We start from the raw sequence: 21,559 nt of genomic DNA on the forward strand, positions 1-21,559 counted from the left end.
GTTATCCGACGACGGCGCCGAGTTTGAAGATGGGAAGGTACATGGCAATCACCATGCCGCCCACAATGGTACCAATGAACACCATGATCATCGGTTCCAGCAGGCTGCTCAGGGCATCCACCGAATTGTTGACCTCCTGCTCATAGTACTCGGCCACCTTGAACAGCATGGCGTCCAGCGCACCAGCCTCTTCGCCGATGCCGGTCATCTGGATGACCATGTGCGGGAACAGGTTGGTCTGCTTCATCGACATGTTCACCGGGTAACCCACCGAAACGTCGTCGCGCATGCGCAGCACCGCCTCTTCGTACACGGTATTGCCGGTGGCGCCGGCCACGATGCCCAGCGCCTCCACCAGCGGCACGCCGGCCTTGAAGGTCACCGCGGTGGTGCGCGAGAAGCGGGCGATGGCGCTGTTGTGCATGATCTGCCCGATCACCGGCACCTTCAGCACGAACCGGTCCATCGCATGCTGCATCTTCGGCGAGCGCTTGTAGGCCATGATCGCACCGACAGCGGAGCCCACCACGATCAGGAATATCAGCCACCACCACGACACCATGAACCGTGAGAGATTCACCACCATCTGGGTGAAGGCGGGCAGCTCGGCACCAAAGCTCTTGAACACGTCCTCGAACTGCGGGACCACGAACACCAGCATGATGCCGCTGACCAGCATGGCCACCACCACCACCATGATCGGGTAGAACAGCGCTTTCTTGATCTTGCCCTTCAGCGCTTCGATGTTCTCCTTGTAGGTGGCCACCGTGTCCAGCACGGTTTCCAGCACGCCGGCGCCTTCGCCGGCCCGCACCAGGTTGCGGTACAGCTCGTCGAACTGCACCGGGTGCTTGCTGACCGCTTCGTACATCGAGGAACCGCCCTCGATGTCGGTGCGGATGGTGTCGACCAGCTTCTTCATCCGTGGGTTCTTGTGCCCGCTGGCGATGATGTCCAGCGCCGACACGATCGGCACGCCGGATTTCATCATCGTGGCCATCTGACGGCTGAAGAAGGCGATGTCCTTCGGCTTGACCGGGCTGCCGGCGGCGCCGAACAGAGGCTTCGACTTGGGCTTGACCTGGCCCGGGTTGATGCCCTGGCGGCGCAGCTCGGCGCGCAGCAGGTTGGCGTTCTTGGCCAGCTGCTCGCCCTTCATCTTCACGCCCCGCTTGTCGGTCCCCTCCCAGACAAACGGCTGCAGCTCCATGGTGGCGCGCGCCACCGGCTCTTTCTTGATCGCACTGCGACTGACAGACATGTTGGCTCCCCAAGACCCGCCATCCCCAGGCGGGTAACTAGCCATCGATGGTAGCGGGTTCAAGGGCGGATGGGCAGTTGGCAGGCGGCCCAGCGTGCGATTTCGTGCCGGGTGCCGACCAAAGGTGACGTACTGCGTCACATTGCCGCGTCCATCGCAGATTCGGAAGCGGGGGGTTCCCATCCGCGAAATTGCTGCCATCATGGGCGCGGGGAAATCCAGGGGGAGGCGTGCCGGGGTTGGCACGCAACCTGCGTTGATCCACCCGCAGGGCATGGGGCCCGCTCAACCGGCGCTGTCCGGTCCGATCCCGTGCACTGAACTCAACCACCACTATCTTGGGGATGTACCAATGAAGAACCAGAAGGGCTTCACCCTTATCGAACTGATGATCGTCGTCGCGATCATCGCCATCCTGGCCGCCATCGCGCTGCCGGCCTACCAGGACTACACCTCGAAGTCGAAGGTCACCGCTGCGCTGGCCGACCTGGCCTCGCACAAGACCCAGTTCGAGATGGTCATCAGCGATGGCGGTACCCCGTCCATTCAGAACGCTGGCTTCCAGGCAGCCGAAACTGGCTCCTGCTCGACCATCGCAGTAGCTCAGGGCGGTATGACCTGCACCATCCGTGATCCGGGCCGTATCGGTACCGGTTCCACCATCGCACTGAACTACACCCAGGCTTCTGGTACTGGTAATACTGCGGTCGCAGGTGGTTTTGTCTGCGAAACCAAGCAGGTCGACGCCAAGTTCATTCCGAAGGGCTGCAAGTAATCCTTCAGGTCCACGAGGCTTGGTAGTTTAGGTTTGACCTAAGCTCTCGTGAGTAGACACAAGGCCCGCTTCGGCGGGCCTTGTGCTGACTGGAGTACGAATCCCGGTCAGCACGCAGCAATGGGGATTGCTGGATCAAACAGGGGGAGTCATGAACACGCAGAAGGGCTTCACGCTCATCGAGCTGATGATCGTCGTGGCCATCATCGCCGTTCTGGCGGCCATCGCGACGGTGGTGTTCCAGCCGTACATCATCCGCACCCAGCTGACAGCCGCGCTGGCGGATATCAGTCCCGGAAAAACACTGGTGGAGACGGTTGTCTATCAAGGACGATCCGCTAGTGAGGTCACCCCCGAGTTCATCGGTGGCGCCCAGAACGCCCACTGCTCCAACGTCGAAGCCGAACTCAGCGACTCCGGTGTCGGCCACATCAGCTGCACCCTCAAGGGTCACAGCGTGCTGGAAGGCAAGGACCTGATCCTGCGACGTTCCGCCGAGGGCATCTGGAGCTGTGATGGCAGCGCGTTCGAAGCGCGCTATCGCCCGACCGGCTGCTGATCACACTTCAGCGCTCCGATGGGATGCTGGCTGCCCCTTGACGGGGCTATCATCCCCGGGGGAGTCAGGATCGTGCCTGCCGGGACGGGAGTGCCGGGCAAGGCAGTGTTGCTCATGGATTGGCGATGCCGGTGGCCATTGGGTCGCGGCGGGTTCTGCTGCCCCGTGCGGTGTCCGTGCAAGACGCACGGCATGGCATGACCCCATGAGCCAAGGATTCATATGAACGCTGTCACCACCGCCAATCTTGTCGGCATCACCGGCCTGGCCCGTCGCCTGGTGCAGGACGGGGCCCTGGACGAGGCCACCGCCCGCGACGCCATGGCCAAGGCCGCCGCCGCGCGCCAGCCACTGCCGACCTGGTTCGCGCAGAACAAGCTGGTCAATGCCTCTCAGCTGGCCGCCGCCAACGCGGTCGAGTTCGGCATGCCCCTGTTCGACGTGTCCACCTTCGACGCCAGCCAGAACGCGATGAGCCTGGTCAGCGAGGAGCTGCTGCGCAAGCACAACGTGCTGCCGCTGTTCAAGCGCGGTGGCAAGCTGTTCGTCGGCACCAGCAACCCGACCCACTCGCTGGACGAGATCAAGTTCCACACCAACCTGGTGGTCGAGCCGATCCTGGTCGACGAGGACCAGATCCGGCGCACGCTGGAACAGTGGCACGCCAGCCATGACACCCTCGGCGATGCCCTGGGTGGCGATGACGATGGCATGGGCAACCTGGACGTGGCGGCCGGCGACGAGGATCTCGGCGCCACCGGCGGCGAGTCCGGCATCGATGCCAAGGGTGACGACACCCCGGTGGTGAAGTTCGTCAACAAGGTGCTGGTCGATGCGATCCGCAAGGGCGCATCGGACATCCACTTCGAGCCCTACGAAGACGATTACCGCGTGCGCCTGCGCATCGACGGCCTGCTGAAGATGGTCGCGCGCGCACCGGTGAAGCTGAACCAGCGCATCGCCGCGCGCCTGAAGGTGATGGCACAGCTGGACATCGCCGAGAAGCGCGTCCCGCAGGACGGCCGCATCAAGCTCAACCTGTCCAAGACCAAGCAGATCGACTTCCGCGTCAGCACGCTGCCGACCCTGTTCGGCGAGAAGGTGGTGCTGCGTATCCTCGATGGCAGCGCGGCCAAGCTGGGCATCGACAAGCTGGGTTACGAGCCGGACCAGCAGAAGCTGTTCCTGGATGCCATCCACAAGCCGTACGGCATGGTGCTGGTGACCGGCCCGACCGGATCGGGCAAGACCGTGTCGCTGTATACCGCGCTGGGTATCCTCAACGACGAGACGCGCAACATCTCCACTGCCGAAGACCCGGTGGAAATCCGCCTGCCCGGCGTCAACCAGGTACAGCAGAACAACAAGCGCGGCATGACCTTCGCCGCGGCGCTGCGCTCGTTCCTGCGACAGGACCCGGACATCATCATGGTCGGCGAAATCCGCGACCTGGAAACGGCGGAGATCGCGATCAAGGCCGCGCAGACCGGCCACATGGTGCTGTCCACGCTGCATACCAACGATGCGCCGCAGACCATCGCGCGCCTGATGAACATGGGTATCGCGCCCTACAACATCACCAGCTCGGTGACGCTGGTGATCGCCCAGCGCCTGGCGCGTCGCCTGTGCGGCAACTGCAAGCGTCCGTCCAGCCTGCCCGATCATGCGCTGCTGGCCGAAGGCTTCACGCAGGCGCAGCTGGATGCGGGCATCGAGCTGTACGAGGCCGTGGGCTGCGATGAATGCACCGAGGGCTACAAGGGCCGGACCGGCGTCTACCAGGTCATGCCGATGACCGATGAGATCGCCACCATCGTGCTGGCCGGTGGCAATGCGCTGCAGATTGCCGAGGCGGCGCAGCAGATCGGGGTGAATGACCTGCGCCAGTCGGCATTGAAGAAGGCGGCGGCGGGCATCACCAGCCTGGCCGAGATCAACCGCGTCACCAAGGATTGAGGTAGATCCACGCCATGCGTGGATGACGCGATGCATGGGGTTGCCGGCCAGCGGCCGGCACTGCCAGGTTGGTGGTACGCGCCGGGTCAGAGCCCTTTCCTTTGGAAAGGGATCCGACTCCGGATTTACTCCATCCCCAGCTTCTTCAGCTTGTAGCGCAGCGCACGGAAGGTGATGCCCAGCTGCGCGGCGGTACGGGTCTTGTTCCAGCGGTTCTCTTCCAGCGCACGCTGGATGGCGCTGCGCTCGAGCTGCTCGATGTAGGAGGGCAGGGCGGCACTGCCCGGCTGCAGGTCGGCCACCGCTTCGGCGGGCGCCGCACTGCCAGGTGCACGCGGCGCGTGCTGCGGCAGGCGCAGGTCGTCGGCGCCGATGCAGTCTTCCTCGGCCAGGGCCAGCGCACGTTCCAGGATGTTCTCCAGCTCGCGCACATTGCCCGGGAACGCGTACTGTGCCAGCGCTTCCAGCGCCGACGGCGCCAGCAGCGGGGTGGCGCGGCCGTGGCTGCGGGCCAGGCGGGCCAGCACGGCGGCGGCCAGTTCGGGCAGGTCCTGGCGGCGTTCGCGCAGTGGCGGCACCTTCAGTTCGATCACGTTGATGCGGTAGTACAGGTCGTGGCGAAAGCGCCCGTCCTCGACCAGCTCGGCCAGGTCCTTGTGGGTGGCCGAGAGGATACGGACATCCACCGGCTCCTCGTTGGCCGCGCCCACCGCGCGCACCGACTTTTCCTGGATCGCGCGCAGCAGCTTCACCTGCATCTGCAGCGGCAGTTCAGCCACTTCGTCCAGGAACAGAGTGCCGCCGTGCGCAGCCTGGAACAGGCCAGGCTTGTCAGCGTGTGCGCCGCTGAAACTGCCCTTGCGGTGGCCGAAGAATTCGCTCTCCATCAGCTCGCCGGGAATGGCGCCGCAGTTGACCGGCACGAACGGGCCGGCCGCGCGCGCGCCCTGGGCATGGATGGTGCGTGCGACCAGCTCCTTGCCGACGCCCGACTCGCCGAGGATGTAGACCGGCGCCTGGCTGCGCGCGACCTTGCCGATGGTGGTGCGCAGCACATCCATGGCCTGCGAGTGGCCAAGCAGGCGCCCGCCCTGTTCGGCGTTGGGGCCCGGTGCGGGGCGCTCGGCGTTGTTGAGTTCCAGCGCGTGCTTGACCAGTCCGCGCAGCACCGAGATGTCCACCGGCTTGCTGACGAAATCGAACGCACCGGCCTTCAGCGCCTCCACGGCGAGATCCATGCTGCCGAATGCGGTGATCATCGCCACCGGCGTGCGCGGGTAGTGCTGGGCGATCTCGCTGACCAGTTCGATGCCGTTGCCATCGGGCAGGCGCATGTCGGTGATGCACAGATCGTACGGATTGCTGGCCAGCAGCTCACGTGCCTCGGCCAGGTTGGCGGCGGTACTGATGCGCAGCCCCATGCGGCCGAGGGTCAGCACCAGCAGTTCGCGGATGTCGCGTTCGTCGTCGACGACGAGGGCGCTGCGGGTTTCATTCATGGGCGTGAAAGATAAACGAGGGGGGTGGAAGCGACAAATGTTTGACGCACAGAATGGGGATCAGCTCGGCAGCAGCGTATGTGGACCGGGCAGCACCAGGCGGAAGCAGGAGCCACCGGCCGGCACCGCGATGTAGTCCAGGCGGGCCTGGTTGGCCCTGCACAGCTCGCGCGCGATGTACAGGCCCAGTCCCGTGCCATGCTCGGACGTGGTGAAGAAGGGCCGGAACAGCTGCGCGGCCACGCTCTCCGGGATACCCGGGCCACGGTCCATCACGTCGATCACCGCGCTGCGTTCGTGCTGGGCCACGCGCAGCCGCACCCGTGCAGGCTGCTGGCCGATGCGGCCGTACTTCAGTGCGTTGTGCACCAGCACGGTCAGCACCTGGTAGAGATGCTTGGCGTCGACCTGGGCCATCACCGATGTGTCGCTGATGATCGGCTCGATGCTGTCGGTCTCCAGGGTCTGGCCCTGCTTGTACTCCAGCACGAAGCGGCGCACGAAGGCGACCAGGTCCACGTTCTCGGGCGTGGCGCGTTCGCGCCGTGCCAGGCCCAGCACGCTCTCGACGATGCCGTTGGTGCGCTGGCACTGCTGGCGGATGATCTGCAGCAGGCGGCGGTCGCTTTCGTTGAAGCCGGTGCCTTCCTCGAGCAGCTGCACGGCATAGTTGATCGCCGCCAGCGGATTGCGGATCTCGTGGGCCAGGCTGGCCGAGAAGCGGCCCATCGCCGACAGAGTGAGCGATTCGGCGCGGCGCGAGACCACGCTGGAATCGTCCAGGAACACCAGCGCAAGGTCGCTGCCGGCCAGCAGGCGGGCAAAGCGCGGCTGCACTTCCGGCTGGTCGGGGTTGAGCTGCAGCGGCAGTTCGTCCTGTGCCCAGCCATTGCGCCAGCGCTGCAGCCGGCGCGCCAGTTCCGGTGCGGCACTGGCCAGGTCCAGGCGCCCGCTTTCGCCGTTGCCGTCGTTGTCGCCCAGCAGCATCGAGGCGGCTTCGTTGGCCAGGGTGATGCGGTTGTCGGCGTCCACCACCAGCACGCCGGTGCGCATGCGGCGGATGATCAGTTCGTTGATCTGGAACAGGTTGGCGACTTCATCGCCGCGCTGGTTGGCCAGCTGCTGGTTGCGGCGTGCGCGGTTGCCCACCTGGTAGCTGATGAAGGCCAGTGCCAGGTAGCTGGTGGCGAACATCGCCAGTTCGGCGAGGGTGCGGGTGGGGTCGCCGCCTTCCAGCAGCTTCCAGGTGTACTCGACGCCGGTGGCCAGGCTGGCGGCCAGCGCCAGGCCCAGCCCCAGGCTGAGCGGCAGCAGGGTGGCGGCGGCGGCGATGTTGAACAGCAGCGACATCGAGATGCCGGCACTGGCGCCGGGCAGGGCGTGCGACAGCAGGGTGGCAGCCACGATATCCACCAGCACGCCACTGACCACGATCGGGCGCAGCCAGCGTTCGTTGCGGCCGACCACCAGGGCCAGCAGCGACAGGGCCAGGTAGATGACCGCAATGACATCGGCCAGCCGCGGGTGGTGGGCTTCGCCGACCATGGCCGACAACGGGCTGTAGAGCAGGGCGGCAATGACCGTAGCGATCAGCACCCGGTACAGCGCGAAGAAATACAGTTCACGCCGCGGAATCGATTCGATGCGGTCAATCAATGAAGCACTGGGTGACACGCCGGAACTCCCCTTCTGGCTGCCTGGGTCTGGATTCTGCGGCGGGCCTGTCCGGCGTCCCCTGAAGCCGGGCCGGCACGTCGCGTTTGCGAAGGGCAGTATAGGGCCCCCGGCCGGGCGCCGCCGAAGCGGCCCGGATCGCGCATTTGGCCCGGTGCGGACACCGGTGGCCAGCCCCGGCCCGGGTGCAACTGCCTGAATGACCGTGGAAATCTGCCCGCGTCTGGCGTTTTGTACAGACTTCTTTGCGCCCCGGCGCCGGCTCGGCCACAATAGTGGGCCCGCCGCGGTCCATGCCGGCGCCCCGCCGGGGCCCTGAGGAATTGCGTGCGGTCGTTCCTATTCCCACGGTGACGCATGAATTTCCACGAATACCAGTCAAAACAACTGCTTGCCGAGTACGGCATCCCGGTCCCGGCCGGCAAGGTCGCTGCGACCCCGGACGAAGCGGTTGCCGCTGCCAACTCCCTGGGCCAGGGCCCCTGGATGGTCAAGGCGCAGATCCACGCTGGCGGCCGCGGCAAGGCTGGCGGCGTCAAGTTCTGCAAGACCACCGACGACGTGAAGGCCGCTGCGGCCAAGATGCTCGGCACCAAGATGGCCACCTACCAGACCGCTGGCGTTGAACTGCCGGTCAACCTGGTGCTGGTGACCACCGCCGGCGAGATCGTCAAGGAACTGTACCTGTCGGTGCTGGTCGACCGTGGCACCAAGACCATCACCTACATCGCCTCTTCGGAAGGCGGCGTGGAGATCGAGCAGGTCGCCGCTGAAACCCCGGAGCTGATCCACTCGCTGAACGTCGACTTCGTCGAAGGCGTGCAGGGTTACCACGGCCGCGATTTCGGCTTCAAGCTGGGCCTGACCGCCAAGCAGGCCGGCCAGTTCGCCAGCATCATGGTGAACCTGTACCGCCTGTTCAACGAAAAGGACCTGGCCCTGGTTGAAATCAACCCGCTGGCCATCCTGGACGACGGCAACCTGTACGCGCTGGACGGCAAGTTCGACAGCGACGACAACGCCGCGTTCCGCCAGAAGGCCCTGGTCGCCATGCGCGACAAGACCCAGGAAGATCCGACCGAAGTGATCGCTTCGGAACTGGACATCAACTACGTCACCATGGACGGCAACATCGGCTGCATGGTGAACGGCGCCGGCCTGGCCATGGCCACCATGGACGTCATCAAGCTCAACGGCGGCGAGCCGGCGAACTTCCTGGACGTGGGCGGCGGTGCCAACAAGCAGCGCGTCATCGAAGCCTTCAAGCTGATCCTGTCCTCGGACAAGGTCGAAGGCATCTTCGTCAACATCTTCGGCGGCATCGTCCGCTGCGACATGATTGCCGAAGGCATCATCGCCGCCGTGAAGGAAGTGGGCGTCAAGGTTCCGGTCGTGGTGCGCCTGGAAGGCACCAACGTGGAAGAAGGCAAGCAGCTGCTGCGTGACAGCGGCATGGCCATCATCCCGGCTGACAACATCAACGATGGCGCCAAGAAGATCGTTGAAGCTGTCAAGAACGCCGCCTGATACCGACACCAAGGAATTCCAATGTCTGTTTTGATCAACAAGAACACCAAGGTGATCGTGCAGGGCTTCACCGGCCAGCAGGGCACCTTCCACGCTACTCAGATGATCGAGTACGGCACCCAGGTTGTCGGCGGCGTGACCCCGGGCAAGGGTGGCACCACCCATATCGACCTGCCGGTCTTCAACACCGTTGCCGACGCCGTGCAGAGCACCGGCGCCAACGCCTCGGTCATCTACGTGCCGCCGCCGTACGCGGCTGACGCGATCCTGGAAGCCGCTGCTGCCGGCATCAAGGTCATCGTCTGCATCACCGAAGGCATCCCGGTGCTGGACATGCTGCGCGTCAAGAACGTGCTGACCCGTTCGCATCCGGACACCGTGCTGATCGGGCCGAACTGCCCGGGCGTCATCACCCCGGGTGAGTGCAAGATCGGCATCATGCCGGGCCACATCCACCAGCCGGGCAAGATCGGCATCGTGTCGCGTTCGGGCACCCTGACCTATGAAGCGGTCAAGCAGACCACCGAAGTCGGCCTGGGCCAGTCCACCTGCATCGGCATCGGTGGTGACCCGATCAACGGCCTGAATTTCGTCGACTGCCTGAAGCTGTTCAACGAAGACCCGCAGACCGAAGGCATCATCATGGTTGGCGAAATCGGCGGCGACGCCGAGGAAGCCGGCGCCGAGTACATCAAGAACCACGTGAAGAAGCCGGTCGTCGGTTTCATCGCTGGTGCGTCGGCTCCGGCCGGCAAGCGCATGGGCCACGCCGGTGCGATCGCCTCGGGCGGCAAGGGCACTGCCGAAGGCAAGTTCGCCGCCATGGAAGCGGCCGGTGTTGTCACCGTCCGCTCGCCGGGCGACCTGGGCGCTGCCATCGCCAAGCTGGTCAAGTAAGACCGCTGGGCGGGGGATTGTAGAGTCGACTGTTAGTCGACTGCTCTTCCCACCGGCTGCTGCAAAACAGAAGGGCCGCCTCCGGGCGGCCTTTCTGCGTCTGGCGCCCTGGCCATCCCGGCAAGCTCATCCACGCATGGCGTGGATCTACTGAGCCGGGGCTGTCCACGCAGCGAGCGCGCCCGGCGCGCGCATGGCGCAGCGCTACAATGGCGGCATTGCAACCACAGGCTGGATTCCCATGGCTTCGATCCGCATCGCGATGGCGCAGTTCGACTTCCCGGTCGGCGACGTCGCCGGCAACACCGAGCGCATCATCGAGATGATCGGCCAGGCGCGCGACGAGTACGGCGCCGAGCTGGTGATGTTCCCCGAGCTGGCGGTGAGCGGTTATCCGCCGGAAGACCTGCTGCTGCGCCCCGGCTTCCTGTACGAGTGCGAGCAGGCAATGACGCGCATTGCCGCAGCCTGCCGCGGCATCACCGCGGTGGTCGGCTGGCCGCAGGCGGCTGGCGCGGTGGTCTACAACGCCGCCAGCGTGCTGCGCGATGGCCTGGTCGAGCAGACCTACCGCAAGCGTGAGCTGCCCAATTACGCCGTGTTCGACGAACGCCGCTACTTCGATGTTGATCCGGACGGTGGCAGCTGCGTCTTCGAGGTCAACGGCATTCCGGTGGGTTTGCTGATCTGCGAGGACCTGTGGTTCGCCGAGCCGCTGGCCGACACCGTGCGCGCCGGCGCGCAGCTGGTGGTGGTACCCAATGCCTCGCCGTACGAGCGCGGCAAGCACGCCCAGCGCGATGCGGTGCTGGCCGCCCGCACCCGCGAGAGCGGGGCAGCGATTGCCTATCTCAATGTGGTCGGTGGCCAGGATGCGCTGGTGTTTGATGGCGCCTCGGTGGTGGCCGATGGTGACGGCACGGTGCACCCCGCCGCCGCCGCCTTCGTCGACCAGTGGCTGGTGGTGGAGTACGACGGCCAAACGCGCCGCTTCATGCCGCACGTGTGGATGGACGATGGCGACGAGAGCATGGACGCGCTGGCCTGGCGCGCGGTGACCCGTGGCATCCAGGACTACTGCCGCAAGAACGGTTTCAAGAAGGTCTGGCTGGGCCTGTCCGGTGGCATCGATTCGGCGCTGGTACTGGCGCTGGCGGTCGACGCGCTCGGCGCCGAGAACGTCACCGCTGTGCGCCTGCCGTCGCGCTACACCGCCGGCATGTCCAACGACCTGGCCGCCGAGCAGTGCCAGGCACTGGGCGTGAAGCTGGAAGCGGTCTCGATCGAGCCGGCGTTCAAGGGCCTGATGGAATCGCTGGCGCCCATGTTCGAAGGTACTGCGCCGGACGTGACCGAGGAGAACCTGCAGTCGCGCAGCCGTGGCGTGATCCTGATGGCACTGGCCAACAAGTTCGGTGGCCTGCTGCTGACCACCGGCAACAAGAGCGAGTACGCCGTCGGGTATGCCACCATCTATGGCGACATGTGCGGTGGCTATGCGCCGTTGAAGGACCTGTACAAGACCGAGGTGTTCGGCCTGTCCAAGTGGCGCAATACCGTGGGCGGTGCGCCGGTGATCCCGCCGGCGGTGATCAGCCGCCCGCCGTCGGCCGAACTGCGCGAGAACCAGCTGGACCAGGACTCGCTGCCGGCCTATGACGTGCTGGACGGCATCCTGTACCGCTACATCGACCAGGAGCAGTCGCGCACGGAGATCGTTGCCGCCGGTTATGACGCGGCCGTGGTCGACCGCGTGCTGCGCCTGGTGCGCATCAGCGAGTGGAAGCGGCACCAGGCCGCGCCAGGCCCGAAGGTGTCGCGCCGCGCTTTCGGTCGTGAGCGTCGCTACCCGATCAGCAACGGCTACAAGGGTTGAGGTAGCCGTTGGCAGGTAGTGCCGGCCGCTGGCCGGCAACGCCGTATCCCGCGCATCCACGCATGGCGCGGATCTACTGCCTTTGGTAGTGCCGGCCGCTGGCCGGCAACCCGTATCCCGCGCGCCACGCATGGCGTGGAACTACTGCGTCCGGTAGTGCCGGCCGCTGGCCGGCAACCCGTATCCCGCGCATCCACGCATGGCGTGGATCTACTGTGTCCGGTAGCGCAGGCCGCTGGCCGGCAACCCGTATCCCGCGCATCCACGCATGGCGTGGATCTACCGGGCGTCGTCGAGCAGCTGTTCGAGGCCGGCGGTTTCCGCAGCGTCGTTGAAGTGGCCGTCTTCAAGCCGTGCACGCACAAACGCCAGGCCATCCGCCGCCGCCGCGTCCAGCGTGCCGCGATGGTCGACCGGGTAGCGCCGGAACGCTACCGGCTCGCCGCGCAGCGCTAGGCCTGCGGCATACAGCAGGGTGGTCAGATAGGGCACGTCGCGGTCCTCGCTGCCGTGGCCCAGCATCAGCGGTTGGCTGAAGCCGCGGCGCGGCACGCCGAGATAGTCGTACAACACGGCCCAGATGCCCGGCACGCTGGTCAGCGGTGCGGTGAACATGCTGCCGGTATCCGCGCCGTCCAGCGTGGTGGCCAGTTCGCCCAGGCACTGCTCGCGTGCCACTGCCACGCGAGCGCGGCCGGTGTCGCTGAGGACGCGGTCGATCTGCGGCGCAACCTGCAGCAGACCGTCGAGCAGATACGCGTGATACGCATTGAGCGCGCCAGGGTTGGCGGCCCGGTTGTCGGGCTTCATCACCAGCGCGGTCAGCTCGACCGCAGTGGGCGTTCCTGCGGTGAAGCTGCCGCGGTACTGCAGGGATGGGCCGCCATGGGAGGCGGCCAGATGGCCTGCGGCCAATGCAGCTGCGCCTCCCTGTGAATAGCCGATTGAGACCCAGCGGGGTGATAGCGTCGTGGCACCCAGGTAGTGGCGGCTGGCCTTGACCATGTCGATGGCATTGCGTGCGGCGGTGCGCACGTGCAGGTAGGCATGCTCCCCCGGGCTGCCCAGCCCCTGGTAGTCGGCGGCGGCGACGGCATAGCCCTGGGCCAGGAACACGTCCAGGAAGCGCCCGTCGCGTTCGGGATGGGTGGGGCCGGACACCGAGGGCGCACAGCGATCCGCGATGCCCTGGGTGCCATGTGCCCAGGACACCACCGGCCAGCCGCCTGCAGGCGCCGCGCCGGCGGGCAGGTACAGCAGGCCGGTGCCTTCGGCCAGCTGGCCGCGATGATCCGGGGTGCGGTAGTGCAGCTTGTAGGCCTGCGCGGCCTTGGACGGCACCCACGACGCGCGATAGGGGGCAGCAGACAGCAGATCGCCCGGTGCGGGTGGGGCAGCCGCCACGGGGCCCGAGGACAGCGCCAGCAGGGCAGTGGCGAGGAGGCAGGCGAGGGGGCGGAAACGACGGGGTGGTGGGGTCATGGGCGCTCCTTCACGGCCGGGATGGCCGTTGCGCCGCAGTGTGGAGGGCCTCGCCTACGCCGATTGGGACCGGCGTCGCATCCGCCGGGGATTCGTAGAATTCCTAGTGTCGTGGTCCATGGGCGCACGAACCCTCCACGCATGGCGTGGATCTGCCGACAAAGAAAAGGCCCCTTTCGGGGCCTTCTTTTACTTCTTTTCCAGTCGCGCGTTGCGCTGGCCGGTGCTGGCGGACTTTTCGCCAGCGAACGGGTTCAGCTTGCGGATCATCCACGGGTACTTCGGCCACTTGCCTTCCAGCCACGGGTGGTCCGGCTGGTTCAGCTGCAGGACGCGGCGGGCGTCGTCGGCCAGGGTCTTGTTGCCCAGGTGGGTGTAGGAATCGGCCAGGACGGCGACGGCATCGTACTGGAACGCGCTCTGCGGATAGGTTTCCAGCAGGTAGTTGGCGCGGCCGGCGGCCGAGACCCAGGCGCCGCGGCGCATGTAGTACAGGGCGTTGTCCAGCTCATGCTGGGCGAACACGTCACGCAGCTCCAGCATGCGCTGGCGCGCATCGGCGGCGTAGCGGCTGTTCGGGTAACGGTCGACCACGATGTTGAAGTCCGAATACGCCTGGTGCGGCGTGGACAGATCGCGGCGGCTGGCATCCAGCGACCATACGCGACGCAGGAAAACCGTACTGCGGTTGGAGTTGGCCAGGCCGCGCAGGTAGTACAGGTACGCGATGTTGCGATGGGTCGGGTAGGTACGGATGAAGCGGTCGATGCTGGACACCGCGTCATCGTGCTTGCCGGCCTTGTACTGCGCGTAGGCGGTTTCGATCATCGCCTGTTCGGTATACGGGCCGTACGGATACTGGGCCACGAGACGGCGGAAGCTGGTTTCAGCCCCGCTCCAGTTGCCACCCTGCATCAGCTTGTGGCTCTTCTCGTACAACTGTTCGACCGGCGTCCCTTCATCGGGGCGATCGCCCTTCTTGGCGCCACGGTGGCAGCCGGTGGCGGCGATGACCAGCACCAGCAGCAGGGCGGTGAGGCGGACGGGCGCGGAGAGCATGGAGGAGCGTCGGATCATGAGGTCAAGGCGGGACGCGGCTGGAATACGAAGGGTCGATGATAGCCTAGTGTCCTGTCCAGCGACTGAAACCGGCCGCCGGGACCCCAAAATTTCAAAGAATGCCCCCTGCCATGTCTGAACAACCCTCTGAATCGGCCCGCCAGGCCATCGTCCCCGACACCGCTGCCGGCCGCCGTTTCGACGCCGTGGTGGCCGAACTGTTCCCCGAATACTCGCGTTCGCGCCTGACCGAGTGGATCAAGGCCGGGGAGGTCCTGCTGGACGGCGCCCAGGTGCGCCCGCGCGATCCGCTGCGCGGTGGCGAGGTGGTGACCCTCAACGTGGTGCTGGAAACCCAGACCGACGCCCAGCCGGAGGACATCCCGCTGGACGTGCTGTTCGAGGACGAGCACCTGCTGGTGATCAACAAGCCGGTCGGCCTGGTGGTGCACCCGGGCGCGGGCAACCACAGCGGCACCCTGGTCAACGCCCTGCTGTTCCGCGACCCGTCGGTGGCGGTGCTGCCGCGCGCGGGCATCGTGCACCGCCTGGACAAGGACACCAGTGGCGTGATGGTGGTGGCCAAGACCCTGGAAGCGCAGACCGCGCTGGTCGAGCAACTGGCCGCACGCGACGTGCACCGCCAGTACCTGGCCATCGTGATGGGTGCGCTGGTGGCCGGCGGTACCGCCGATGCCCCGATCGACCGCCACCCGCGCGACCGCCTGAAGATGGCGGTGCGCGAGGACGGCAAGGAAGCGATCACCCACTACCGCCTGCGCGAGCGCTTCCGTGCGCACACCGCGCTGGAGTGCCGCCTGGAAACCGGCCGTACCCACCAGATCCGCGTGCACATGGCGCATGTGCGCCATCCGATCATCGGTGACCCGCTGTACGGCGGTGCGCTGAAGCTGCCCAAGGGGGCCAGCGATGAGCTGGTGGCCGCGCTGCGTGGCTTCAAGCGCCAGGCCCTGCACGCCGAGACCCTGGAGTTCACCCATCCGATCACCGGTGAGCTGGTGCGCAACACCGCGCCGGTGCCGGAGGACATGCTGCACCTGATGAAGGTGCTGCGCGAAGACAGCGAGGCCTTCGCCGCGCGCGAGCGGGACCGCTGGTGATGGCCGCCGCGCTGCCCGTGCTGCAGGCGGACTGGCCGGCGCCGCCGGGCGTCAATGCGCTGACCACGCGTCGGCACGGTGCGGGCATTTCGCCGGCGCCGTTCGCGCAGTTCAACCTGGGCAACCGGCACGCGGCCGACGGTGATACCCCAGCCAACGTAGAGCACAACCGCCAGCTGCTGCAGCAGGGGCTGGGGCTGCCCTCGACACCGCACTGGCTGCGCCAGGTGCACAGCAGCACCGTGCTGCGCTTCACCGCGCCGCCGGTGCCCGGCGCAAGCGAGCCGGTGGCCGATGCCGCAGTGACTTCGGTGCCGGGCGTGGTGCTGGCGATCCTGACTGCCGACTGCCTGCCGGTGGTGTTTGCCGCCGCCGATGGCAGTGAGGTGGGCGCGGCCCACGCAGGCTGGCGTGGCCTGGCCGACGGCATGCTGGAGGCCACCGTGGCCGCCATGCAGACGCCGCCGGCGCAGCTGCGGGCCTGGCTGGGCCCGGCCGCCGGACCGGCCGACTACGAGATCGGCGAGGAGGTCTACCACGCCTTCGTCGGCCATGATCCGGCCGCCGAGGCGGCGTTCGTTGCCACCCGCGCGGGCCACTGGAAGGTGGACCTGTTCGCGCTGGCGCGGCAGCGGTTGCAGGCGGCGGGCATGGACCCGGCGCAGGTCCATGGCGGCACGGTGTCGACCATGGCCGATCCGGACCTGTATTCGCACCGGCGCGACCGTCGCACCGGGCGCATGGCGACGCTGGCCTGGATCGCGCCCTGACCTTGCCGCTGTTCGCGCGCGTGCTGGGGCCGGCCTTCGCCACCCTGGCCGCGCCGGTGCAGGCGCTGCATGCCGCGCCGTTGCCCTGCCGCTACGTGGGGCAGGCGCGCATCGTGAGGGGGCGGCACTGGCTGGTGCCGCTGCTGGCCGTGTTGGCGCGGCTGCCGAAGGACGGTGGAGCGTTGCCGACCGAAGTGGCGTTCAGTGCACACGGGCAGGGCGAGCAGTGGGCGCGGCGTTTTGGCCGCTGGCCGATGGTGTCGCGGCTATGGGCGCACGAGGGCTGCCTGCGCGAGCAGTTGGGCGCGGTGCGCTTCGAGTTTGATCTGCAGGCCCGCGAGGGTGGCATCGACTGGTCGGTGCGCCGGGTCTGGGCGTTCGGGCTGCTGCCGCTGCCGAGGCGCTGGTTTGGTGGCGTACGTTGCCGCGAAGCCTGGCAGGGCGAGCGTTACACTTTCCTGGTCGATGTGACGCTGCCCTGGGCCGGAGCCCTGATCCGCTATGAAGGTTGGCTCGAACCGCAGTGAGGCCGCCGCCGAGGCGGGCAGCGCGGTGATCGTATTCGATGGCGTATGCGCGCTGTGCAACCGCTGGGTGCGCTTCCTGCTGCGTTTCGACCGCGCGGGGCGCTACCGCTTTGCGGCGATGCAGGGGCAGCAGGGCAGCGCGATGTTGCGCGCGCACGGGCTGGACCCGCAGGACCCGATGTCGTTCTTGCTGCTGGACGCACAGGGTGCCTGGACCGATACCGATGCGATCCTGCGCGTACTGACGGGGCTGGGCGGCGCCTGGCGCCTGACCGGCGTACTACGGGCAGTGCCGCGCGGCTGGCGTGATGCCGCGTACCGCGTGCTGGCGCGCAACCGCTACCGCTGGTTCGGACGGCACGACGCCTGTCATCTGCCCGCACCGGAGCAGGCAGCGCGATTCCTGGATTGAAGGAAAAAGGGGACGGAGGGGATCAAGGCGTCTGTGCACAACTGCCTTGATCCCCTCCGTCCCCTTTTTCCTCAACCTTCCAGCGCGTCCAAATAGCTGCGGCGCCAGTGATTGATGTCGTAGGTGCGCAGGTGATCCATCATCGCGTGCCAGCGTTCCTTGCGCCTGCTCAGTGACATCGTTGCTGCAGTGGCGATGGCGTCGGCCACGCCGTCCAGATCGTGCGGGTTCACCAGCAATGCCTGCTTGAGTTCGTCGGCAGCGCCGGCCAGCAGCGACAACACCAGCACGCCGGGATCTTCCGGGTCCTGCGACGCCACGTATTCCTTGGCCACCAGGTTCATGCCATCGCGCAACGGCGTGACCAGGCCGACCGCCGCCGCCCGGTAGAAGCCGGTGAGGGTGGCATGGGTGAAGTTCTGGTTGACGTAGCGCAGCGGCGTCCAGTCAGGTTCGGCGTGGCCACCGTTGATGTGGCCGGCGATCTGTTCCAGCTGGCTGCGCAGCTGCCGGTACTCGGTGACATCGCCGCGCGAGACCGGGGCGATCTGCAGGTAGGTCAGCGAGCCGCGCTGGTCGGGGTGGCGCTCAAGATAGCGCTCGAAGCCAAGGAAGCGTTCGGGCAGGCCCTTGGAATAGTCCAGGCGATCCACGCCGATCGCCAGCTGGCGATCGCGCAGGCTGGCGCGCAGGTTCTTCACGGCGGCCTTGGTGGCCGCTGTGCCGGCCTGGCGTGCGATCAGCTCGGTGTCGATGCCGATCGGGAAGGCGGCGGCACGGAAGCGGCGCCCGCCCGGTGCTTCCAGCTCGCCGTTGTCGAGCACGCGGCCGCCGCCGAACAGGCGCAGGTAGGTCTGGAAGCGATCAGCGTCGCGCTGGGTCTGGAAGCCGACCAGGTCGTAGGCGTACAGCGCGGAGAACAGCCGCAGGTGGTCGGGCATCGCCTGCAGCAGGTCGGCAGACGGCATCGGGATATGCAGGAAGAAGCCTATGCGACAACCGATGCCGCGCTCGCGCAGCAGCGCACCGAGGGGAATCAGGTGGTAGTCGTGGATCCAGACGATGTCGTCCTCGCGCAGCAGTGGCGCGAGCTTGTCGGCGAACAGCGCGTTGACCTTGTGGTAGGTCTCGCGGGTGCCGCGGTCGTAGTCGACCAGATCCAGGCGGAAGTGCAGCAGCGGCCACAAGGTGCGGTTGGCGAAGCCGTTGTAGTAGCCATCGACCTCACGCTTGCTCAGGTCCATGGTGACGTAGTCGATGTCACCGTCTTTCTGCCGGTGCAGCGTGCCGCTGCCTTCCTTCACCGTCTTGCCACTCCAGCCGAACCACAGGCCACCGCGTTCCTTCAGGGCAGCCAGCAGGCCGACAGCCAGGCCGCCGGCGCGGTTCTCGCCGGGCACGGCCACACGGTTTGAAACCACGACCAGACGACTCACGATGCCTCCTGCCAGGACCGCGACAGGCGCATTGCGGCGGTGATCAGGCCGACGTGCGAATAGGTCTGCGGGAAATTACCCCAGGCCTCGCCGCTGTCGAAGGCCAGATCCTCCGACAGCAGGCCCAGGTGGTTGCGCTGCTTCAGCAGCAGCTCGAACATCTCACGTGCTTCATCCATGCGCCCGATCGCGGCCAGCGCGTCGATGTACCAGAAGGTGCAGATGGTGAAGCTGGTTTCCGGTTCACCGAAGTCATCCGGCGCGACATAGCGGTACAGCGAATTGCCATGCTTGAGGTCGCGGCCGATGGCATCGACGGTGGCGATGAAGCGGGCGTCCAGCGCGTCGATGAAACCGATATCGGCCAGCAGCAGCAGCGAGGCATCCAGCCGATGGCCGCCGAAGGTATCGGTGAAGTGGCCCAGCTCCTCGTTCCAGGATTCGGCCATGATGCGCGCGTGGATGGTGTCGGCGCGCTCGCGCCAGTAATGCGCGCGGTCATCGCGCTTCAGGCGCACGGCGATCTTGCACAGGCGGTCGCAGGCAGCCCAGCACATCGCGCTGGTGTAGGTGTGCACTTCGGTGCGGCCGCGGAATTCCCACAGGCCGGCATCGGGTACGTCGTGCAGGGCGAAGGCCTGTTCGCCCAGGGGTTCCAGGCGGGCAAAGGTGTGCGCATCACCCGGGTCCTGCAGGCGCCGGTCGAAGAACAGCTGCGTGGACGCCAGCACCACGCTGCCGTAGACATCGTGCTGGCGCTGCACCCAGGCCAGGTTGCCGCGCCGTACCGGGCCCATGCCGCGATAACCGGACAGGCTGGGCACTTCATCTTCGTCCAGCTTGGCCTCGAAGCCGATGCCATACAGCGGCTGCAGCGTGCCGTCGGTGGTGGCCAGGTTGAAGATGTAGCCGAGGAACTGTTCCATCGTGCGCGTTGCGCCGAGACGGTTCAGCGCCCGCACCACGAAGGCCGCGTCGCGCAGCCAGCAGTAGCGGTAGTCCCAGTTGCGCACGCTGCCGGGTGCTTCCGGAATGGAAGTGGTCATCGCCGCGATGATCGCGCCGCTGTCCTCGTACTGGCACAGCTTCAACGTGATCGCACTGCGGATGACCGCGTCCTGCCATTCCAGTGGAATGGACAGGTAGCGCACCCACTCGCGCCAGTAGTCGCGGGTGCGCTGGAAGGCTTCCTGCACGTAGCCGCTGATCGACCGATTGAGCGATTCATCCACGCCCAGGATCAGGTGGATCGGATGGTTGAGCACGAACGGCAGGCCGTCGCGCACGAAGCGCACCGGCACATCGGTGGTCAGCCGCAGCACGTGCTCGGGCAGGATCCAGCGCACATGGTTACTGCCCCAGGTCGAATCTGGCACGCGTGCGCCCCAGTCGGCCAGCGGGCGCGCACGCACGGTGATGCGCGGGCTGCCGGCCAGTGGACGCACCTGGCGGATCAGGCTGACCGGCCGGTAGAAGCGGTCGTTCTGGCGCCAGCGCGGGGCGAAATCGAGGATTTCCAATGCGCCGCCCTGCGTGTCACGCAGCACGGTGCGCAGGATCGCAGTGTTGGTGAGGTATTCCTGCTCGCTGCTCGCGAAGTCCTCCAGCTCGATGGCGAAGTCGCCGCCGGTCTGCTGGTTGGGGCCGAGCAGGGCGCAGAAGGTGGGGTCGCCGTCGAAGGTGGGCAGGCAGCTCCAGACAACGCGGGCATGTTTGTCGACCAGGGCGCCGAAGCTGCCGTTGCCGACCACGCCCAGATCAAGATCGGGTTGGGTCATCACGCGGTACATCTCGGTTGCGGCCGTGGGGGTTGGCCGGGTCAATAGGCATTCTCACGCAGCCAGGCGTGCACGCTGCGTATGTCGGGCAGCGCGAACACGGCCGCACTGGGTTCACGTTCACCCACCAGCACGCTCCAGCCATGCTGGCCGTTGGCAGCATCGAAGCCGAATTCGTCGGTGAGGTCATCACCGAGGAACACCGGCAGGCGGCCGCGGAAGGGCAGGTACTGCATCATCCGGCGCACGGCACGGCCCTTGTCGGTGCCGACAGGCACGAACTCGACCACATGGTCGCCAGGCTGCAGGCGGTAGCTGGTGCGGCCACGCACGTGGCGGTCAGCGAACGCGCGGACATCGCTGGCGGCGTGCGGCGCACCGCGCCAGTGCAAGGCCAGGCCGACGCCCTTGTCTTCCACCAGCACGCCAGGATGCCCATGGGCGAAGCGCATCGCCTGCTGGTGCAGCGCGTGCAGCCATTCGGCGGTGTCGTCGTCGTGTTCGTCGCGCAGCACACGACCGTCTTCGCCACGCAGCTCATGGCCGTGCAGGCCGGCGGCGGGTAGTTGCAGGGGGGCGAACAGTTGATCCAGCTGTTCAAGCGGGCGACCACTGACCAGTGCCACGGCACCTTCCAGGCGGTCGCTGACGCGGCCGATGGCTTCACGCACATCCGGCAGCAGCTGCACGGCATCCGGGCGTGCAGCGAATTCGATCAGGGTGCCATCGACATCGAGGAACAACGCGCAGGCGTCGTCCAGCAATGGCGGTGGCGGACGCAGGGGGAGCGGTTCAGCCATGACGCCCAGCTTGCCAGCGTGGGCGTGTACGCGGGGTCGAGGGCAGGCTACGGCCCTGCTTCGGTGGGTGCCCCCCGGTGGGGGGGACCGCAGGGGCGCCAGCCTGCAGCGAAAACACTGCGGGGCCACCGGCCGCCCCCCCCCCCAGCC

18 protein-coding genes are annotated in these 21,559 nt (G+C 66.8%); 10 read left to right on the forward strand and 8 right to left on the reverse strand.

Annotation, left to right across the window (positions count from 1 at the left end):
- Position 1: 1 nt before the first annotated feature.
- Positions 2-1,261, reverse strand: a complete 1,260-nt coding sequence (locus O0K41_RS13525) for a type II secretion system F family protein (RefSeq protein WP_099605875.1) — start codon at positions 1,259-1,261, stop codon at positions 2-4.
- 352 nt (positions 1,262-1,613) lie between these two features.
- Here O0K41_RS13525 and O0K41_RS13530 point away from each other — a divergent pair, with 352 nt between their 5' ends.
- From O0K41_RS13530 to pilB, 3 genes are all read left to right on the forward strand, one after another.
- Positions 1,614-2,036, forward strand: a complete 423-nt coding sequence (locus O0K41_RS13530) for a pilin (protein ID WP_164222809.1) — start codon at positions 1,614-1,616, stop codon at positions 2,034-2,036.
- Between the two features lie 151 nt (positions 2,037-2,187).
- On the forward strand, positions 2,188-2,595 hold the full coding sequence (locus O0K41_RS13535; protein ID WP_088436223.1) for a pilin: 408 nt from the start codon (positions 2,188-2,190) through the stop codon (positions 2,593-2,595).
- A gap of 222 nt (positions 2,596-2,817) precedes the next feature.
- A complete protein-coding gene (pilB, locus tag O0K41_RS13540) occupies positions 2,818-4,551 on the forward strand; it encodes a type IV-A pilus assembly ATPase PilB (protein WP_123958964.1) in 1,734 nt (577 codons plus the stop codon).
- 125 nt (positions 4,552-4,676) lie between these two features.
- Here the strand turns inward: pilB and O0K41_RS13545 are convergent, their stop codons facing one another.
- Positions 4,677-6,050 carry a sigma-54 dependent transcriptional regulator gene (locus O0K41_RS13545; protein ID WP_005410795.1) on the reverse strand — a complete coding sequence of 458 codons (1,374 nt, stop codon included), beginning with the start codon at positions 6,048-6,050 and terminating at the stop codon, positions 4,677-4,679.
- A gap of 60 nt (positions 6,051-6,110) precedes the next feature.
- A complete protein-coding gene (locus O0K41_RS13550) occupies positions 6,111-7,724 on the reverse strand; it encodes an ATP-binding protein (protein ID WP_164222812.1) in 1,614 nt (537 codons plus the stop codon).
- A gap of 357 nt (positions 7,725-8,081) precedes the next feature.
- Here O0K41_RS13550 and sucC point away from each other — a divergent pair, with 357 nt between their 5' ends.
- From sucC to O0K41_RS13565, 3 genes are all read left to right on the forward strand, one after another.
- Entirely contained in the window at positions 8,082-9,251 is a 1,170-nt protein-coding gene (sucC, locus tag O0K41_RS13555; RefSeq protein WP_004154430.1) for an ADP-forming succinate--CoA ligase subunit beta, read from the forward strand.
- A gap of 21 nt (positions 9,252-9,272) precedes the next feature.
- Positions 9,273-10,148 (forward strand): succinate--CoA ligase subunit alpha, encoded by an 876-nt coding sequence (sucD, locus tag O0K41_RS13560; protein ID WP_005410793.1) that lies wholly within the window; start codon positions 9,273-9,275, stop codon positions 10,146-10,148.
- Between the two features lie 241 nt (positions 10,149-10,389).
- On the forward strand, positions 10,390-12,024 hold the full coding sequence (locus tag O0K41_RS13565; RefSeq protein WP_049403035.1) for an NAD+ synthase: 1,635 nt from the start codon (positions 10,390-10,392) through the stop codon (positions 12,022-12,024).
- Positions 12,025-12,303: 279 nt separating this feature from the next.
- On the opposite strand, the gene O0K41_RS13570 is transcribed toward O0K41_RS13565, so the two are convergent.
- Both O0K41_RS13570 and O0K41_RS13575 read right to left on the reverse strand, forming a co-directional pair.
- On the reverse strand, positions 12,304-13,506 hold the full coding sequence (locus O0K41_RS13570) for a lipase family protein (protein WP_049451228.1): 1,203 nt from the start codon (positions 13,504-13,506) through the stop codon (positions 12,304-12,306).
- A gap of 189 nt (positions 13,507-13,695) precedes the next feature.
- Complete coding sequence (locus O0K41_RS13575; RefSeq protein ID WP_024956778.1) at positions 13,696-14,583, reverse strand: outer membrane protein assembly factor BamD; 888 nt, start codon at positions 14,581-14,583, stop codon at positions 13,696-13,698.
- Positions 14,584-14,696: 113 nt separating this feature from the next.
- On the opposite strand from O0K41_RS13575, the gene rluD reads away from it, so the two are divergent.
- From rluD to O0K41_RS13595, 4 genes are read left to right on the forward strand one after another with little or no spacing between them, the layout of a single operon-like run.
- Complete coding sequence (gene rluD / locus O0K41_RS13580) at positions 14,697-15,686, forward strand: 23S rRNA pseudouridine(1911/1915/1917) synthase RluD (protein ID WP_005410789.1); 990 nt, start codon at positions 14,697-14,699, stop codon at positions 15,684-15,686.
- Positions 15,686-16,456, forward strand: a complete 771-nt coding sequence (gene pgeF / locus O0K41_RS13585; protein ID WP_049451227.1) for a peptidoglycan editing factor PgeF — start codon at positions 15,686-15,688, stop codon at positions 16,454-16,456. Before rluD ends, pgeF begins: the two co-directional genes overlap by 1 nt.
- Positions 16,457-16,458: 2 nt before the next feature.
- The gene (locus O0K41_RS13590; protein ID WP_049451226.1) at positions 16,459-16,983 is read left to right on the forward strand and encodes a DUF4166 domain-containing protein; all 525 of its coding nucleotides are present in this window, start codon (positions 16,459-16,461) and stop codon (positions 16,981-16,983) included.
- Positions 16,958-17,395, forward strand: a complete 438-nt coding sequence (locus O0K41_RS13595; protein ID WP_049451225.1) for a thiol-disulfide oxidoreductase DCC family protein — start codon at positions 16,958-16,960, stop codon at positions 17,393-17,395. Before O0K41_RS13590 ends, O0K41_RS13595 begins: the two co-directional genes overlap by 26 nt.
- Before the next feature lie 71 nt (positions 17,396-17,466).
- On the opposite strand, the gene otsA is transcribed toward O0K41_RS13595, so the two are convergent.
- From otsA to otsB, 3 genes are read right to left on the reverse strand one after another with little or no spacing between them, the layout of a single operon-like run.
- On the reverse strand, positions 17,467-18,831 hold the full coding sequence (otsA, locus tag O0K41_RS13600) for an alpha,alpha-trehalose-phosphate synthase (UDP-forming) (RefSeq protein ID WP_005410785.1): 1,365 nt from the start codon (positions 18,829-18,831) through the stop codon (positions 17,467-17,469).
- A complete protein-coding gene (locus O0K41_RS13605) occupies positions 18,828-20,609 on the reverse strand; it encodes a glycoside hydrolase family 15 protein (protein WP_308304516.1) in 1,782 nt (593 codons plus the stop codon). Before O0K41_RS13605 ends, otsA begins: the two co-directional genes overlap by 4 nt.
- A gap of 41 nt (positions 20,610-20,650) precedes the next feature.
- Positions 20,651-21,409 (reverse strand): trehalose-phosphatase, encoded by a 759-nt coding sequence (otsB, locus tag O0K41_RS13610; protein ID WP_164223228.1) that lies wholly within the window; start codon positions 21,407-21,409, stop codon positions 20,651-20,653.
- Positions 21,410-21,559: the final 150 nt, after the last annotated feature.

Origin of the sequence: Stenotrophomonas sp. Sm2128, assembly GCF_030985535.1 — a bacterium.
Taxonomy (GTDB): Bacteria; Pseudomonadota; Gammaproteobacteria; order Xanthomonadales; family Xanthomonadaceae; genus Stenotrophomonas; species Stenotrophomonas maltophilia.

Bases quoted from the DNA above. Each gene is read 5' to 3' on its own strand.
- O0K41_RS13545 (WP_005410795.1), bottom strand. From the start codon at position 6,050: ATGAATGAAACCCGCAGCGCCCTCGTCGTCGACGACGAACGCGACATC.
- sucD (WP_005410793.1), top strand. From the start codon at position 9,273: ATGTCTGTTTTGATCAACAAGAACACCAAGGTGATCGTGCAGGGCTTC.
- O0K41_RS13605 (WP_308304516.1), bottom strand. From the start codon at position 20,609: ATGACCCAACCCGATCTTGATCTGGGCGTGGTCGGCAACGGCAGCTTC.
- sucC (WP_004154430.1), top strand. From the start codon at position 8,082: ATGAATTTCCACGAATACCAGTCAAAACAACTGCTTGCCGAGTACGGC.
- O0K41_RS13525 (WP_099605875.1), bottom strand. From the start codon at position 1,261: ATGTCTGTCAGTCGCAGTGCGATCAAGAAAGAGCCGGTGGCGCGCGCC.
- O0K41_RS13565 (WP_049403035.1), top strand. From the start codon at position 10,390: ATGGCTTCGATCCGCATCGCGATGGCGCAGTTCGACTTCCCGGTCGGC.
- O0K41_RS13575 (WP_024956778.1), bottom strand. From the start codon at position 14,583: ATGATCCGACGCTCCTCCATGCTCTCCGCGCCCGTCCGCCTCACCGCC.
- O0K41_RS13530 (WP_164222809.1), top strand. From the start codon at position 1,614: ATGAAGAACCAGAAGGGCTTCACCCTTATCGAACTGATGATCGTCGTC.
- rluD (WP_005410789.1), top strand. From the start codon at position 14,697: ATGTCTGAACAACCCTCTGAATCGGCCCGCCAGGCCATCGTCCCCGAC.
- pilB (WP_123958964.1), top strand. From the start codon at position 2,818: ATGAACGCTGTCACCACCGCCAATCTTGTCGGCATCACCGGCCTGGCC.
- O0K41_RS13595 (WP_049451225.1), top strand. From the start codon at position 16,958: ATGAAGGTTGGCTCGAACCGCAGTGAGGCCGCCGCCGAGGCGGGCAGC.
- pgeF (WP_049451227.1), top strand. From the start codon at position 15,686: ATGGCCGCCGCGCTGCCCGTGCTGCAGGCGGACTGGCCGGCGCCGCCG.
- O0K41_RS13570 (WP_049451228.1), bottom strand. From the start codon at position 13,506: ATGACCCCACCACCCCGTCGTTTCCGCCCCCTCGCCTGCCTCCTCGCC.
- otsB (WP_164223228.1), bottom strand. From the start codon at position 21,409: ATGGCTGAACCGCTCCCCCTGCGTCCGCCACCGCCATTGCTGGACGAC.
- O0K41_RS13535 (WP_088436223.1), top strand. From the start codon at position 2,188: ATGAACACGCAGAAGGGCTTCACGCTCATCGAGCTGATGATCGTCGTG.